Source organism: Micromonospora sp. NPDC005197 (assembly GCF_040608295.1).
GTDB lineage: Bacteria > Actinomycetota > Actinomycetes > Mycobacteriales > Micromonosporaceae > Micromonospora.
The window spans coordinates 1-15,524 of the sequence record NZ_JBEXHY010000117.1; the positions used below are offsets into that span (position 1 = coordinate 1).

At 73.7% G+C, this 15,524-nt stretch carries 13 protein-coding genes; 7 read left to right on the forward strand and 6 right to left on the reverse strand.

All coding sequences use genetic code 11. From position 1 onward, the window contains the following. Window positions 1-73: 73 nt before the first annotated feature. From ABZU46_RS26055 to ABZU46_RS26070, 4 genes are all read right to left on the reverse strand, one after another. Window positions 74-856 carry a peptidase gene (locus ABZU46_RS26055; RefSeq protein WP_354861848.1) on the reverse strand — a complete coding sequence of 261 codons (783 nt, stop codon included), beginning with the start codon at window positions 854-856 and terminating at the stop codon, window positions 74-76. Next, window positions 856-2,151 (reverse strand): VWA domain-containing protein, encoded by a 1,296-nt coding sequence (locus ABZU46_RS26060; RefSeq protein WP_354861850.1) that lies wholly within the window; start codon window positions 2,149-2,151, stop codon window positions 856-858. Before ABZU46_RS26060 ends, ABZU46_RS26055 begins: the two co-directional genes overlap by 1 nt. Before the next feature lie 87 nt (window positions 2,152-2,238). Beyond that, complete coding sequence (locus ABZU46_RS26065) at window positions 2,239-2,604, reverse strand: MmcQ/YjbR family DNA-binding protein (protein ID WP_354861851.1); 366 nt, start codon at window positions 2,602-2,604, stop codon at window positions 2,239-2,241. Between the two features lie 382 nt (window positions 2,605-2,986). Continuing rightward, entirely contained in the window at window positions 2,987-4,534 is a 1,548-nt protein-coding gene (locus ABZU46_RS26070) for a phospholipid carrier-dependent glycosyltransferase (RefSeq protein WP_354861869.1), read from the reverse strand. Window positions 4,535-4,780: 246 nt separating this feature from the next. Between ABZU46_RS26070 and rsmI the strand changes: the two genes are divergently transcribed. Further along, window positions 4,781-5,629 carry a 16S rRNA (cytidine(1402)-2'-O)-methyltransferase gene (gene rsmI / locus ABZU46_RS26075; RefSeq protein WP_354861853.1) on the forward strand — a complete coding sequence of 283 codons (849 nt, stop codon included), beginning with the start codon at window positions 4,781-4,783 and terminating at the stop codon, window positions 5,627-5,629. Between the two features lie 13 nt (window positions 5,630-5,642). Here rsmI and ABZU46_RS26080 read toward each other — a convergent pair whose 3' ends face one another. Then, window positions 5,643-6,761, reverse strand: a complete 1,119-nt coding sequence (locus ABZU46_RS26080) for a hypothetical protein (protein ID WP_354861854.1) — start codon at window positions 6,759-6,761, stop codon at window positions 5,643-5,645. A 158-nt stretch (window positions 6,762-6,919) separates the two neighbouring features. Between ABZU46_RS26080 and metG the strand changes: the two genes are divergently transcribed. Then, window positions 6,920-8,722: a methionine--tRNA ligase gene (gene metG, locus ABZU46_RS26085; RefSeq protein WP_354861856.1), complete on the forward strand. Its 1,803-nt coding sequence runs from the start codon at window positions 6,920-6,922 to the stop codon at window positions 8,720-8,722. Window positions 8,723-8,768: 46 nt separating this feature from the next. Here the strand turns inward: metG and ABZU46_RS26090 are convergent, their stop codons facing one another. Beyond that, window positions 8,769-9,995: a hypothetical protein gene (locus ABZU46_RS26090; protein WP_354861858.1), complete on the reverse strand. Its 1,227-nt coding sequence runs from the start codon at window positions 9,993-9,995 to the stop codon at window positions 8,769-8,771. Between the two features lie 75 nt (window positions 9,996-10,070). On the opposite strand from ABZU46_RS26090, the gene ABZU46_RS26095 reads away from it, so the two are divergent. The 5 genes from ABZU46_RS26095 to ABZU46_RS26115 all read left to right on the forward strand — a co-directional run bounded on the left by ABZU46_RS26095 (window position 10,071) and on the right by ABZU46_RS26115 (window position 15,397). After that, on the forward strand, window positions 10,071-10,970 hold the full coding sequence (locus tag ABZU46_RS26095; protein WP_354861859.1) for a TatD family hydrolase: 900 nt from the start codon (window positions 10,071-10,073) through the stop codon (window positions 10,968-10,970). A 46-nt stretch (window positions 10,971-11,016) separates the two neighbouring features. After that, a complete protein-coding gene (rsmA, locus tag ABZU46_RS26100; protein WP_354861861.1) occupies window positions 11,017-11,886 on the forward strand; it encodes a 16S rRNA (adenine(1518)-N(6)/adenine(1519)-N(6))-dimethyltransferase RsmA in 870 nt (289 codons plus the stop codon). A gap of 86 nt (window positions 11,887-11,972) precedes the next feature. Further along, window positions 11,973-12,923, forward strand: a complete 951-nt coding sequence (locus tag ABZU46_RS26105) for a 4-(cytidine 5'-diphospho)-2-C-methyl-D-erythritol kinase (protein WP_354861863.1) — start codon at window positions 11,973-11,975, stop codon at window positions 12,921-12,923. A 117-nt stretch (window positions 12,924-13,040) separates the two neighbouring features. Then, entirely contained in the window at window positions 13,041-14,846 is a 1,806-nt protein-coding gene (locus tag ABZU46_RS26110) for an ABC-F family ATP-binding cassette domain-containing protein (RefSeq protein ID WP_354861865.1), read from the forward strand. 95 nt (window positions 14,847-14,941) lie between these two features. Continuing rightward, window positions 14,942-15,397, forward strand: coding sequence for a DUF4383 domain-containing protein (locus tag ABZU46_RS26115; protein ID WP_354861867.1), 456 nt, complete (start codon window positions 14,942-14,944; stop codon window positions 15,395-15,397). Window positions 15,398-15,524 lie beyond the last annotated feature (127 nt).

Below are 15,524 nucleotides of genomic sequence, written 5' to 3' on the forward strand. Positions count from 1 at the left end.
GGGCGCCCCCCGCCGCTGAGCCCGCGGGGGGCCCCGCCCGGCGTGGGCGGGGCCACCGGTTGGCCGGGCGGGTTCAGGCCCGGCGAGGCCGGCGGGTCAGCGCGAAGCCGAACACCCCGGCCACCGCGGCGAGCACGCCGCCGATGCCGGTCCAGATCCACCGCGAGCCGAGATCCGGCAGCCAGTCCGCCGGCGAGTCGCCCTCGTCGTCGGCCTCCGGGTCGGGCGTCGGTACGGCGTTGAGCACCGTCCCCGCCCTGGTGTTCGCCACCAGCGGCGCGGCCAGCTCACCGTCGTCGGCCGAGGCGCCCCGGTCCGCGAGGACGCCGACCAGCAGGTCCACGTCGACGGGTGCGCCCAGGTCGGGCTCGGGCAGGTCGATGACGGAGAGCCGGACGACGTACGTGCCGGGCAGCGGGTCCGCCGACCACGGCTCGGCCCAGGGCCGCACCTCGCGCAGCGTGCAGCCCAGCGCCACGCTCGACGCCTTGCCGTCCACCGTCGGGGTCTGCGCCCCGGCGGTGCACGCCTGCCGTCGGCGCAGCCCGTCGAACACGTCGACGGTCCAGGTGGAGGCGCCGCTGCGTGCCTTCGGGAAGGTGACGGTGGCGCTGATCTCGTGCACCTGCCCGGCGGTCGCCGGGAACGACCAGTAGAGGTGGTCGCCGACCGAGGCGTCCACCCGCACCGGTTGGCCGGCCGTGATCGGGGTGGCGGTGAGGAACGAGGTGCCGGCCCGGGTCACCGGCGTGGCGCCCGGAGACGGGGTGGGGGCGGCCAGGGCCGCCCCGGGCAGCAGCGCGGCCCCACCGGCGGCGAGCAGCGCCGCGAGCGACCGGAACAGTGCGGTACGCATCAGTTCTCCCTCCAGGTGGCGACCCACCAGCGGGTGAGCAGGCCGGCGATCAGGCCGGTGAGCAGGCCGGCCACGGTGAGCAGGGCGAGCAGCACCCAGCCCCGGCCGAGGTCGGGCCCGTCCGGGGCTCCCGCGGCGGCGACCACGTCGATGGTCAGCTCCACCGGCATGCCGGGCGTCGCCGCGGTGCCCGGGCGTGCGGCGAACGAGTTGCTCACCACCAGGCAGACGGTGGTGGGCTCGACGACGGGCGTAGAGGTGTCGGCGGTCGCGTTCTCGTCGTCGGCGGTGTCCTCGTCGTCGGCTGTGGCCGACCAGCGCAGACCGGCGGAGAGCACGTCGGCCCGGCCGCTGCCCGCGTCGGCGCCACGGACGAGTTCCCGGCCATCCGATGCGGTGGCCCGCAGCAGCACCCCGTAGTCCCGGTTCACCGGCCGGTCCAGCGCCATGCTCACCGACGCGCGCAGCTCCTGCCCGGGGCGTACGGGCACTCGGTAGTAGCGGTGCTCGGAGAACGACTCCCGGTCGGCGTACACGCCCGGGGCGAGCAGCGGCGCGGAGTCACAGGCGTTCGCGCCGCCGACCACGGTCGGGGCCCGGGTGTGGGTGTCACCGGCCCGCTCGACGAGCTGTTTGATCCGGCCGGTGAGCTCGTCGGCGCTCTGCGCCGCGGTGTAGGTGCCTCCGGTCGCCCCGGCGATGCAGAGCAGCTGACGGCGTACCTTCTCGTCGGGCGCGAGACCGAGCGTGTCGACGACCAGGCTGGTGCCCTGCGCGGCCAGTTCCCGGGCCACCTGGCACGGGTCCGGTGGTGCGCAGGTGTCCTCCCCGTCGGTGATCAGCACGATCCGCCTGGTGGTGGCGCCGGTGCCCAGGTCCTGTGCGGCGGAGCGCAGCGCGAGCCCGACCGGGGTGAACCCGGTCGGTCGGAGCGTCGCTACCGCCGCCTTGGCCCGGGTCCGGTCGACCGGCCCGACCGGAACGATCTGTTGGGTGTCCTGGCAGCCGACCTTCTTGTCCTTGCCCTTGTAGGTCGCGCCGAGCACCCGGATGCCGAGCTGGGTCTCCTCCGGCAGCGCGTCCACCACGTCGTTGAACGCCTGCTGGGCCACCGAGATCCGGCTGCGCCCGTCGATGTCCGCGGCCCGCATCGAGCCGCTGACGTCGAGCACCAGCTCGACCCGGGGCGGCTCGGCCGCCTGCTCCTCGTCGGCCGCCGCCGGGACCGGCCCGGTCAGCGCGGTGGTCGCCAGCAGTCCGAGGAGGACGGCCGCCGATCGTCTGAAGTTGATCACGGCGGGCAGTGTAGTAAAATCCACTTTGGATGATCATTGGGGTGGTTGGTCGTCCCGGATGACCGGGGACGCGTGGACCCGGCCGGGTCAGGCGGGCGGGTCGAGCAGTGCGACCAGCCGCGTCGGCGCGATCTCCCGGTACGCGTCCCGACACAATTCGTCGATCTCGGCCCAGTCGACCGTGCCGTCCAGCCGTACGCCGACCCAACCCCGACCGCCGACGTAGGGCGGGCGGAAGAAGCGGGCCGGGTCGGCGGCGGTCAGCTCCGCCTGGGCGCCCGTCGGCGCGGCGCACCAGAGGTGGGGAAAGTCGTTCTGGTGGTGCCCGTCGGCGTGCAGAGTGACGAACACGCTCTTGTCCCGGACGAACCAGGTCGGTGACCCGTGGCTGGGCCGCTCGGTCACCTCGGGCAGCGCGAGGCAGATCGCCCGGACCCGTTCCAACAGCTCCACGGCACCCCGCCTCCCGTCACGATCCCGACGCCCACCACGGCGAGCCTAGTGCGTCGGGCCGGGTCGCCGGCAGCCCTCGAAGCGGCCTCCGTCGGCGTCGAGTCAGCCGGTTCGGGGGCGCTGGGTCCACGTCAGGTCACCCTCGGTCAACGGTCGGAGGGGAGACGTCGGCCCGGGTGGAATCCGTCGGAAATCTGACCCAAGTTGACCCGTTGTGCCGGTGGTGCGCGGTGGTTAAGCTCTTCATGCGCGCCCCAATCGCCCGCTTCCCCCGTGGCAGGCGATCGGGGCGCGCGTCTTCGTGTAAGAGGTCGGGCCCGCACGCGTGACGCGTGCGGGCCCGATTTTCCGTCGCGCTGTGCGGCGCGTCGCCTGCCGGTGCTTATATCCAGCGGCCGTCGAGCCACATTCGGGACAGCCAGTCCGAGTACGGGATCAGCCGTCCCACGAAAATCGGATAGAAGTACGCGAAGCACAACGCCACCAGCAGCACGTACGCCCCGGCCGCGATGCTGCCCACCAGCCGGCGTTCGTAGCCCGCGTCGCCGGGCACCAGGGCTGCCGTCTCACCCACGTCGCCGCCGGGCGGAGCGATCAGCGCGCCCAGCACGTACACCACGGCCAGCACCAGGAACGGCAGCGCCGGCGCGACGTAGAACGAGAACATCGTCCGGCCGTCGAGGGCGAACCAGAACCAGGGCAGCAGTCCGGCGGCCACGGTGAGCAGGATCGCGCCGGCCCGCCAGTCCCGTCGGGCGATGCCCAGCCAGACCAGCGCCACGAGGGCGGGCAGGAACGACCACCACAGCAGCGGGGTGCCGAGCAGCAGGATCTCCGAGGCGCAGGTCGGCGCCCCGCAGGCGCCGTCGCCGGACCAGTGGAACGCCACCGGCCGCCCGAGCAGCAGCCACTGCCACGGCCACGACTGGTACTTGTGCGGATCGTCGAGCTGGGCGTGGAAGCCGTACGCGGCGCGGTGGTACTCGAAGAGGTTGACCAGCGGGCCGATCACCGGGGTGTCGCTGAGCGGGGCGCTCGGGTAGGCCGACGCGAGCCGGTAGTAGCCGTCGTCGCTGAGCAGCCACCCCGACCAGGTGGCGAGGTAGGTGCCGACCATCAGCACGCCGGCCAGCACCAGCCAGGGCACCTCGTCGAGCAGGGTGTCCCGCCAGGGCCTGCGGACGCCCGCCGAGCGGCGGACCCCGACCTCCCAGAGGACCACGAACAGGGCGAACACCGGCACGAAGTAGAGCGCGCTCCACTTGACCGCGCAGGCGCAGCCGATCAGCACCCCGGCGGCGAGCCGCCACCACGGCCACGTGCGCCAGCCGGTCGGCGGCCGACCCGCGCGCCCCGGCAGACTCGGGTCGAGCCCGTCGTCCAGGGCGCGCGCCCAGCGCCGGCGGCGGGCGTCCCGGTCGAGCACCAGAGCGCCGAAGGCGGCCAGCACGAAGAACAGCAGGAAGATGTCGAGCAGCGCCGCGCGCGACAGCACCAGGTGGAAGCCGTCCAGCGCGAGCAGCAGGCCGGCCGCGCAGCCGAGCACCGTCGAGCGGAACAGCCGCCGACCGATGCGGACCAGCAGCAGTACCGACAGCGTGCCGATCACGGCCGCCGAGAACCGCCAGCCGAACTCCGGCGCGGTGGTGAACAGGTGCCCACCGACGGAGACCTTCGACTCCGCGTCCTGATAGCCGAAGGCCCACTCGCCGACGCCGATCAGCCACTTGCCCAGCGGGGGGTGCACCACGTACGACGGGCCGTTGTCCTTGTAGTTCCACTCGACGCCCCGGCTGATCAGCCCGTACGCGTCCTTGGCGTAGTACGTCTCGTCGAAGATCTTGCCCTTGGGGCTGGACAGGCCCATGAAGCGCAGGATCCCCGCGATCACCACCACCACTGCGGTGGCGAGCCACGAATACGGGTCCATCCGGGTGTCGACGGTGGCGAACCGGCGGCGGACCACGGCGGATATGCCCCCGCCGTCGGCACGTGGTGCCGTCGGTTCCTGGTGGGGGCTGGGTTCGCCGGACACCTCGACCGTGTCTGCCGGGTCGGCGCTCGGGCTCTGCGCTGTCGACGCACTCGTCACCCGGCGATCGTAGGCTGCCAGGGTGTCCTGTGGCGCCCGTCGTCCCTGATACCGGTATTCGCTGTCGATGAAGGAGACGATGTCGTGGGTGAAATGTCCGAAGCTGGGCGCCTGATCCTGCTCGGTGCCCCGCTCGGCAACCCCGCCGACGCCTCGGTGCGGTTTCGGGAAGTGCTGGCCAGCGCCGACGTGGTGGCCGCCGAGGACACCCGCCGCCTGACCCGGCTGGCCCGCGACCTCGACATCACCGTCGGAGGCCGGATCGTCTCCTATTTCGAGGGCAACGAGGAACGGCGTACGCCCGAACTGGTCGAGGTCATCCTCGGCGGGTACGTGGTGGCGCTGGTGACCGACGGGGGCATGCCGAGCGTCTCGGATCCGGGTTACCGGCTGGTCCGGGCCGCGTTGGACGTCGGGGCGCCGGTCACCGTGGCCCCCGGGCCAAGCGCGGTGACCACCGCCCTCGCCGTTTCCGGGCTGCCCTGCGACCGGTTCTGCTTCGAGGGGTTCCTGCCCCGCAGTGGGGGTGCCCGCCGGTCCCGGCTGCGCGCGCTCGCCGCCGAGGAGCGCACCCTCGTCTTCTTCGAGGCGCCGCACCGGATCGGCGCGGCGCTCGCCGACCTGGCCGAGACGTTCGGCGCGGACCGGCCGGCCGCGCTCTGCCGGGAACTCACCAAGACCTACGAGGAGGTGCTCCGCCGCCCCCTCGGCGAGTTGGCCCGGTGGGCCGCCGAGGGCGATCCGCGCGGGGAGATCACCCTGGTGGTGGCCGGCTCGCCGGTGACCGCGCCGGAACGCCCCGACGACGACACCCTGCGCGCGGCCGTCGCCGAGCGGGAGGCCGCCGGCCGGTCCCGTCGGGACGCCATCACCGATGTCGCCACCGAATACTCGCTGCGCCGCCGTGAGGTCTACACGATCGTGCACAGCTGACCCAGCGGCGTATTCACCACGCGGCGGCGAGGAAGCCGAGGGTGATCAGCGCCGGGCCGGCGAGAGCCGTGGCCACCGCCCAGCGGCGGTGTCGCCGGCCGGGCAGCCGGGCCGACCCCGTCCACCGGACGATGCCGGCGGCGCAGCCGAGCACCGCCAGCAGCCCGGGCAGCCAGCGCAGGTGTCGGCCCGCGCCGGTGTCGGCGTACGCGGTGTCGCCGTCCGGGCCGGTCATCCGTGCCCGCAGCGCCGCCCCGGGCGCGCCACCTGAGGCGGGTACGCCGCTGACCCGTACCCCGTGGGCCAGGAACCGCCCGTCGTCGGCCGTGAAGATGCCCCGGCACCGCTGGGTGAGACCGCCTCCGGTGCAGTGGTCGATCACCACCGTGCCGTCGCGCGCGTGCCCGACCGCGAGCCAGAACGGGCCGGCGCTGACCCAGGCGAAGAAGGCCGCGACCAGGCTCAGCAGCACCAGCGCGGTCAGTCCGGGCAGCGGGTCCGGCAACGCGGTCGTCCGCGACGAGGGACGGCGAGCCCGGCGCTGGGGGGCGGCGACCTCGCGGACGGGGGTGCCGTCCCAGTGCACCTGCTCGATCGGCGCCCAGAACGTGCCCTCGTCGTCCGGTGGCCGGTCCCCGTCGACCCGGTGAGCAGTTCGGCGACGGCTCTGCTGGCGTACCGGCACCCGACGCGGCACCGCGTCCACCGGCGCCCCGGTGGTCGGCTCCACCTCGACCGGGGCCCGGGTTGCCGGCTGCGCCTCGACCGCCGTTCGGGCCGGTTCGCGCGCCGCCGGCGCGACGTCGGCCGACGCGCCCGGCGGGTTCGGCGGCTTCGGGCGGGCCGGGCTGGGCACGGGCGCCGTCGGGCTGGGTCGCGCCGGGGTGGGGGCCGGCGCGGCCGGCGTGGGCCGGGCCGGGGTGGCGGCGAGTTCCGTCGAGGTGTCCCGCCGTGGCGCGGCCGCCCGCCCGGACGGCGTGGGCCGCTGGTGGCCGGGCCGATCGGGTTCGGCGGCGGGGACTAGCCGGGGTTGCGGCGCGACCCCGGCGGCCCGGGGTGAGCCGGGCTCGTCGCCGCCGGTCGGCCCGGTGGGACGCTCGTCGTGGTCCCGGGCCGCTCCTCTGCCAGTCACGACGTTCATTGCACACCGGCAGCGGAGGCAGATCGGGCAGCTGGACCGCGTGTCGACGACAAATCGGACCAATGGGCGGGGTGGTCGATCCGGTCCGGCCGCCCGGCACCCCCCATTGGTTCGCGGACGCCCCGGGCGGGTCACTAGGCTTGCTGCTCATGAGTCACGTTCTCGCGGCAGTGGCCTGGCCGTACGCCAACGGCCCCCGCCACATCGGCCACGTCTCCGGTTTCGGCGTTCCCTCCGACGTCTTCGCCCGGTACATGCGGATGGCCGGCCACGACGTGCTCATGGTCTCCGGCACCGACGAGCACGGCACCCCCATCCAGGTGCAGGCCGACGCCGACGGGGTGACCCCGCGCGAGCTGGCCGACCGGTACAACAGGGTGATCGTCGAGGACCTGCACGGCCTCGGGCTCTCCTACGACCTCTTCACCCGCACCACCACCCGCAACCACTACGCGGTGGTGCAGGAGCTGTTCGAGGGGATGTACCGCAACGGCTACATCGTGCCGAAGACCACCATGGGCGCGATCTCGCCGTCCACCGGGCGCACCCTGCCCGACCGGTACATCGAGGGCACCTGCCCGATCTGCGGGTACGACAGCGCGCGCGGCGACCAGTGCGACAACTGCGGCAACCAGCTCGACCCGATCGACCTGATCGACCCGAAGTCGCGGATCAACGGGGAGACCCCGAAGTTCGTCGAGACCGAGCACTTCTTCCTGGACCTGCCCGCCCTGGCCGACGTGCTGCGCCAGTGGCTGGACACCCGGGAGGGGTGGCGGCCCAACGTGCTGCGGTTCTCCCGCAACCTGCTCGACGACCTCCAGCCGCGGGCGATCACCCGGGACCTGGAGTGGGGCGTGCCGATCCCGCTGGACGGTTGGCGGGATCGCTCCGACAAGCGGATCTACGTCTGGTTCGACGCGGTGATCGGTTACCTGTCCGCCTCGATCGAGTGGGCCCGCCGCTCCGGCGACCCGGAGGCGTGGCGCAGGTGGTGGTCCGCCGACGGGGAGGGCAAGGACGCCCGGTCGTACTACTTCATGGGCAAGGACAACATCGTCTTCCACTCGGTGATCTGGCCGGCGCTGCTCTCCGGGTATTCCGGCGAGGGCTCCCGCGACGGCGAGCCGGGGGCGCTGGGCGAGCTCAACCTGCCCACCGAGGTGGTCTCCAGCGAATACCTGACCATGGAGGGGCGCAAGTTCTCCTCGTCCCGCAAGGTGGTCATCTACGTCCGCGACTTCCTGGAGCGCTACGACGCCGACGCGCTGCGCTACTTCATCGCCGCCGCCGGCCCGGAGAGCAACGACACCGACTTCACCTGGGCCGAGTTCCTGCGCCGCAACAACGACGAGCTGGTCGCCGGCTGGGGCAACCTGGTCAACCGGTGCGTCTCGATGGCCGCCAAGAACTTCGGGGCGATCCCGTCGATCGACCCGGCCGGCCTCACCGAGGCCGACGAGGCGCTGCTCGCCGTCGCCCGCGCCGGGTTCGACACGGTCGGCGACCTGATCGGCCGGCACCGGCAGAAGCAGGCCATCGGCGAGGCGATGAAGGTCGTCGCCGAGGCCAACAAGTACCTCTCCGAGCAGGCGCCGTGGAAGCTCAAGGCCGAGGCCGACAAGCCCCGCCAGGGCACCATCCTGCACGTCGCCCTCCAGGTGGTCAGCGACGCCAACACGCTGCTCACCCCGTTCCTGCCGCACTCCGCGCAGCAGGTGCACGAGCTGCTGGGCGGCACCGGCGTGCACGCGCCGATGCCGGTCATCGAGCAGGTCGACGACCTGGACGGCGGGCCGGCGTACCCGGTGCTGACCGGGGACTACACGGTGGGCGCGCGCTGGGAGTCGGTGCCACTGGAGGCCGGTCGGCCGCTGGCCGCGCCGAAGCCGGTGTTCCGCAAGCTCGACCCGTCGATCGTCGACGAGGAGCTGGCCCGACTGGCCGGCTGATCAGCGAACGGCGCGCGGCGGTGGGCTCTCGGACCGCCGCGCGCCGTCACATCACGTACCGGGTGTCCCTGATCTGGTCGTCGCTCACCTCGGCGCCCGGCGCCCAGGTCTCGTAGACGCCCCGGTCGTGGCACTGCGCGCCGGTGGCGATCACCGCGTCCGGGTCCGGGAAACGCAGCCGTAGCCGCAGCCAGCCGGCCTCCTCGCGCAGCACCAGGCACGACACGCCCCGCCACTGCGCGAACCGGACCCGGCGGGCCACCGCGTCCACCGGATAGCGGGCCGCCCGGGTCATCGCCAGCACCCGGAACCCCCCGGGCAGGTCGGCCACCGCCTCGTACTCCGTGTCGCCGTAGAGGCCGACCAGCTGGGTGGAGCGCGGGGCGTCGCCGGTCGGCACGTACTCCTGGTCGGGGGAGAGGCCCGGCACCGCGGCCAGCAGGTGCCGCCACTGCGGGCCCACCATCCGCAGCCACGCGCGCTGCTCGGCCTGGTAGCTGTAGAGCACCACCTCGACGCCCTCGGCGGGATAGGCGACGAGCGTCGCGTTCGCCGGCATCGGCAGGTCGGCGAAGTCCCGGGTGATGAACTCGGGGATGAGCTGGCCGTTGCTCGGCACGAAACCGGTGCCCAGCACCGGCGGGCCCAGCCGGTCCCGGGACGCCAGCGCCGTCAGCCCCCGGTGCGCCTCGCCCACCGGCACGTCGTAGTCGCCCGGGTCGGCGGCCCGCCAGCGCAGCGCGTACGCCACGTCCGAGCCGTCCCGCCCGACGTCGCCGTCGGTGCGCAGCACCGTGGTCGTCGACGGCGTACGCAGGTGCGCCACGTCGTGCTCGCGATAGCAGAAGCCGTGCGGCAGCCAGCCCCGCACGTACCCGGCGAGCTGCCGGCCGGAGAGCACCTTCACCATCCGGGTGCCGCGCCGGATGATCGCCGAGGCACGCATCGCGGCCAACACCGGGTCACCCGCCGCGGACGGCTGCTGGCTGAGCTGGTGTACGTGCGACCAGCCGTGTTCCCGGTGCGCCGGCATCATCAGCGGTGTCTCCGGCTCCTCGGCCGGCACGACGGCACCGTGCACCGCGCTCACCTCCGTGACGTGCACGAACCGACGCCACGGCAGGGCGCTGCCCGGACGCGGCGCCCGCTCGAAGCCGGCCACCTCCTCGGCGCTGAACAGCTCGTACGCGGCGCCCCGGGCGATCTCCTCAGCCGGGTAGACGCCGCCGCCGAACGCCACGTGCAGCCCGGTACGTTCGCTGCGCTCGCTCACCCGGCGACGGTAGAGTCGCGCGGCGTAGTCGAGGTGAACGCCGGGTGGCGGGCGGATGGACGGCCCCGGTGTGTGATGCTGTCGCTGATGAGCGAGCCGACTGAAACCCGCCGCGAGCGTGCCGCCCGGCGGGCCGGAGAGTTCCCGCCCGCCCCCGAGCCGCTGCCCCGGCCGGTGCTGGACAGCCACACCCACCTGGACATCACCGTCAGCGAGGCTGGCGTGCCCGGTGGCGGGCCGTCCGACGACCCGGTCGCCACGGCGATCACGGTGGCCACCAAGGTCGGCGTGGACCGGCTGGTCCAGGTGGGCGTGGACGTGGCCTCCTCGCGGTGGGGCGCGGACATCGCCGAGGCGTATCCCGCCGTGCTGGCCACCGTGGCGCTGCACCCCAACGAGGCGCCCCGGCTGGCCGACCTCGACGAGGCGCTGCGGGAGATCGAGTCGCTGGCCGCCCGCGACCGGGTCCGGGGGATCGGCGAGACCGGCATGGACTTCTTCCGTACCGGCGACGAGGGGCGCGCGGCACAGGAGACGAGCTTCCGGGCGCACATCGCCATCGCCAAGCGGTACGGCCGGACGCTTGTCATCCACGACCGGGATGCGCACGCCGACGTGCTGCGGATCCTCGACGACGAGGGCGCACCGGACACGGTGGTGCTGCACTGCTTCTCCGGTGACGCCGAGTTCGCCCGCGAGTGCGTGCGCCGGGGCTACCTGCTCAGCTTCGCCGGCACCGTCACCTTCGGCAGCGCCACCGCCCTGCGCGAGGCCGCCGCGCTCACCCCGCTGGACCAGATCCTGGTGGAGACCGACGCCCCCTACCTCACCCCGACCCCGCACCGTGGCCGGCCGAACGCCTCGTACCTCATCCCGCTCACCGTCCGGTCCCTCGCCGCGACCACCGGCAGCGACCTGGACGAGCTGTGCGCGGCCATCTCCGCCACCGGCGACCGGGCGTTCGGCCCGTGGTGAGCCCGGCCCGGCGGTCGGTCCCGACGACGCCGCTACGCTGCCAGCCATGACCGGTCTCCTCGGCCCGGCGGAGATCCGGGAGCTGGCCGCCCGGCTGGGCGTCGCGCCCACCAAGAAACTCGGCCAGAACTTCGTGCACGACCCGAACACGGTGCGGCGGATCGTCACGGCCGCCGGCCTGACCCCCGACGACGTGGCCCTGGAGGTGGGCCCGGGGCTCGGCTCACTCACCCTGGGGCTGCTGCCGGTCGCCGGGCACCTGCACGCCGTGGAGATCGACCCGACACTCGCCGGTGCGCTGCCGGAGACCGTCGCCAGGCACGCCGGGGCGGACGCCGCCCGGCTCACCGTGCACCGCGCCGACGCGCTCCGGGTCAGCGCCGCCGAGCTGGCTGACCCGCCGCCGACCGCGCTGGTCGCGAACCTGCCCTACAACGTCGCCGTACCGGTGGTGCTGTACCTTCTCGCCGAGCTGCCCACCCTCCGGCACGGCCTGGTGATGGTGCAGAAAGAGGTCGCCGACCGGCTCGTCGCCGGTCCCGGCTCGAAGGTGTACGGCATCCCGTCGGTCAAGCTCGCCTGGTACGCCCACGCCCGAAGCGCCGGTAAGGTGCCGCCGAACGTGTTCTGGCCGGTGCCCAACGTCGACTCCGGTCTGGTCGCCTTCACCTGCCACGAACCGCCCCGCGCCGACGTGCCGCGGGAGCGGGTCTTCGCCGTCGTGGACGCGGCGTTCGCGCAGCGCCGAAAGACCCTGCGCGCCGCGCTGGCCGGCTGGGCCGGTGGCCCGGACCGGGCCGCCGCCGCGCTGACCGCCGCCGGCGTCGACCCCGGGGCCCGGGGGGAGTCACTGACCGTCGAGCAGTTCGCCGCCATCGCCGCGTCGGCCCCGGCCGGTACGGTGGCCGCGAAGTAGGCTGACGCCGTGTCCGCCGACTCCGCCGAGGAGCTGATTTTGAGCAAGCCGTTCGACATTCGCCTGCGCACGCGGGACCTCACCCCGTGACCGAGGCCTGGCGACCGGACGACGAGGACGATCGACGCGGGGCCATCGGTCCGGTGCGGGTCCGGGTGCCCGCCAAGGTCAACCTGCACCTCGGGGTGGGCCCGCTGCGCCGCGACGGCTACCACGAGCTGAACACCGTCTATCACGCCATCTCCATCTACGACGAGCTGACCGCCCGCCGGGGCGACACGCTGGCGTTGACCATGGAGGGCGAGGGCACTGGCGAGCTGGCGCTGGACGACTCCAACCTGGTGATCCGCGCCGCGCACGCGCTGGCCGGGTACGCGGGGGTGCTGCCGCACGCCCGCCTGCACCTGCGCAAGCAGATCCCGCTCGCCGGCGGGCTGGCCGGCGGCAGCGCCGACGCGGCCGCCGCGCTGGTGGCCTGTGACGCGCTGTGGGGCACCGGGCTGTCCCGCGACGAACTGGCCGGGATCGCCGCCGACCTGGGCTCCGACGTGCCGTTCTTGATCTACGGCGGCACCGCGCTGGGCACCGGCCGGGGTGAGGCGGTCAGCCCGGTGCTGGCCCGAGCCACCTCCTGGCACTGGGTCGTGGCGATCGCCGACAGCGGCCTGTCCACCCCGGCCGCGTACCGCGAGCTGGACCGGCTGCGCGACTCCGGCGCCGCCGGCGCCCCGCTGGGCAGCACCGACGCTCTGCTGGGTGCGCTGCGTCAACGCGACCCCCGGGTCCTCGCCCGTACGCTCGGCAACGACCTGCAGGACGCCGCGCTGGCCATGCGGCCCGCGCTGGCCGACACCCTCAAGGCCGGCGAGGCAGCCGGCGCGCTCACCGGCATCGTCTCCGGCTCCGGCCCGACCTGCGTCTTCCTCGCCGCCGACGCCGCCGACGCCGAGCGGATCGCCGCCGAGCTGACCAGCGCCGGGGTGTGTCGGGAGGCACGGGTCGCGCACGGGCCCGTGGTGGGCGCGCGCGTCGGCTGACGTCGCGTCCCGGACGGCCCGCGCGGCGGGGGTGGCCGGGACGTCCGCGTACCCTTGGGTTCAGGCGTCCCGAGGTGCCCGCCGGCACCCGGACGCCTTGATCTTGAAGGGTGGAACGTGGCCAACATCGTCAATCTGGACCGGGTGTCCAAGGGGTACGGCGCCGCCGGGCGGCTGCTCACGGACGTCTCGCTCGGCCTGGACGACGCCGACCGGATCGGTGTGGTCGGCCTCAACGGCGCCGGCAAGTCCACCCTGCTGCGCCTGCTCACCAAGCAGGAGGAGCCCGACGACGGCCGGGTCACCCACCGCCGTGACCTGCGCGTGCTCTGGCTACCGCAGCAGCTCACCCTCGCCCCGGACGCCACCGTCCGGGACGTCGTGCTCGGCACCGCCTGGCTCGGTGAGGGCATGGGCGCCGAGCACGAGTGGGCCGGCGACGCCGGCGTCCGCAACATCCTCGACGGCCTCGGCATGCCGCACCTCGGCCTCGACCAGCCGGTCGGCCCGATGTCCGGTGGCGAACGGCGGCGGGTGGCGCTCGCCGCGCTGCTCGTCCGCGACTCGGACCTGCTGATCCTCGACGAGCCCACCAACCACCTCGACGTCGGCGGTGTCGACTGGCTGGCCCGGCACCTGGTCGGCCGCAAGGGCGCCCTCGTCGTGGTCACCCACGACCGGTGGTTCCTGGACGCGGTCTGCACCACCACCTGGGAGGTCGGCGACCAGACCGTCCGGGCGTACGAGGGTGGCTTCGCCGCCTGGACCCTCGCCCGCGCCGAGCGTGAACGCGTCGCCGCCGCCACCGAGGCCCGCCGGCAGAACCTGCTCCGCAAGGAGATCGCCTGGCTGCGGCGCGGGCCGCCCGCCCGCACCTCCAAGCCGCAGTTCCGCATCGACGCCGCGAACGCGCTGATCGCCGACGTGCCGCCCGCCCGCGACACCATGTCCCTGCAGCGCATGGCCGTCTCCCGGCTCGGCAAGCAGGTGTACGAGCTGGAGAACGTCGAGCTGCACGCCGGGCCGAAGGAGATCCTGCGCGACGTCACGTGGCTTGTCGGCCCCGGTGACCGGATCGCCATCCTCGGCGCCAACGGCGCCGGCAAGACCACCCTGCTGCGGATGCTCGCCGGCATCACCCGCCCCGACGGCGGCCGCCTCGGCACCGGCTCGACGGTGCGACCGGCGTTCCTCTCCCAGGAACTCGTCGAGCTGCCCGGGCACCTGCGGGTGCTGGAGGCCGTCGAGGAGGTCGCCCGCCGGGTCCAGCTCGGCGACCGGGAGGTCTCCGCCGCCCAGCTCGCCGAGGTCTTCGGGTTCGACGACCGCCGGCTCTGGACGCCCGTCAGCGACCTCTCCGGCGGTGAGCGTCGCCGGTTGCAGATGCTGCGGCTGCTCGCCGGCGAGCCCAACGTGCTGCTCTTCGACGAGCCCACCAACGACCTGGACACCGACACGCTGGCCGCGCTGGAGGACCTGCTCGACTCGTGGCCCGGCACGATCATCGTGGCCAGCCACGACCGCTACCTCATCGAACGCGTCACCGACACGGCGTACGGGATGTTCGGCGACGGCCGGCTCGTGCACCTGCCCGGTGGCGTCGACGAGTACCTCGCCCGGACCGCCGAGCGAGCCGGCGCCACCCGGGCGGGCGGCACCGGCCCGGTCGCGCCGGCCGGGCCCACCGCGGGTGGCATGTCCGCCGCCGAGGTGCGCCAGGCCCGCAAGGAGCTGACCCGGATGGAACGGCAGCTCGGCAAGCTCGACCAGCGCGAGGTGACCCTGCTCGACCAACTCGCCGCCGACGCCACCGACTACGCCCGCGTCGCCGAGCTGGACACCCAGCTCAAGGATCTGCGCGCCGAACGGGAACGGATCGAGGAGACCTGGATGACCCTCGCCGAGGACCTGCCCGAGGGCTGAGCGGGCCGGGCACGCCGGCGCGGGGGCCGTGTGCGGCGTCACACCGACACATGCGGAACAATCGTCGGCGACACCTCACCCTTGGAGACCCAGACATGGCCCACACCCCCATCAACCACCCCGCGCGGCCGATCTACCGGGCGATCGGCGGGCTGACCGGTCTGTACCTGGTGGTCTTCGGCGTGCTCGGCATCATCACGAGCGCCGGCAACGAGATCCTCGCCCAGGACGACACCCGCGTCCTCGGCCAGGGCGCCAACCTCGGCTTCTCGCTGCTCTGCGTGCTGCTCGGGCTCGTCGTGCTGGTCGGCACCGCGCTCGGCCGCAACATCGACGTGGCGATCAACCAGTGGATGGCGTACGCCCTGATGGTGATCAGCCTGGCCGGTCTGGCCTTCATCCGGACGGACGCCAACTTCTTCAACTTCAGCATCTTCACCGTGATCGTCGTGATGACGGCCGCCCTGGTGCTGCTCATGGCCGGCATGTACGGCAAGGTCGGCACGGAGGATGAGGCGGAGGCGTTCCAGAAGGCTCGTCTCGTTCTCTGAGTCTCTTCCGGTGTGTGGTTTTCGCCGGAGCCCGAGCTGCTCCGGGCGGTCAGGCTTGATCCCTGCCCCGACGCCGCCCCCGGGCCACATGCAACCAAGAAGAAACCCGGCCCCCCCGGCCGGCAGT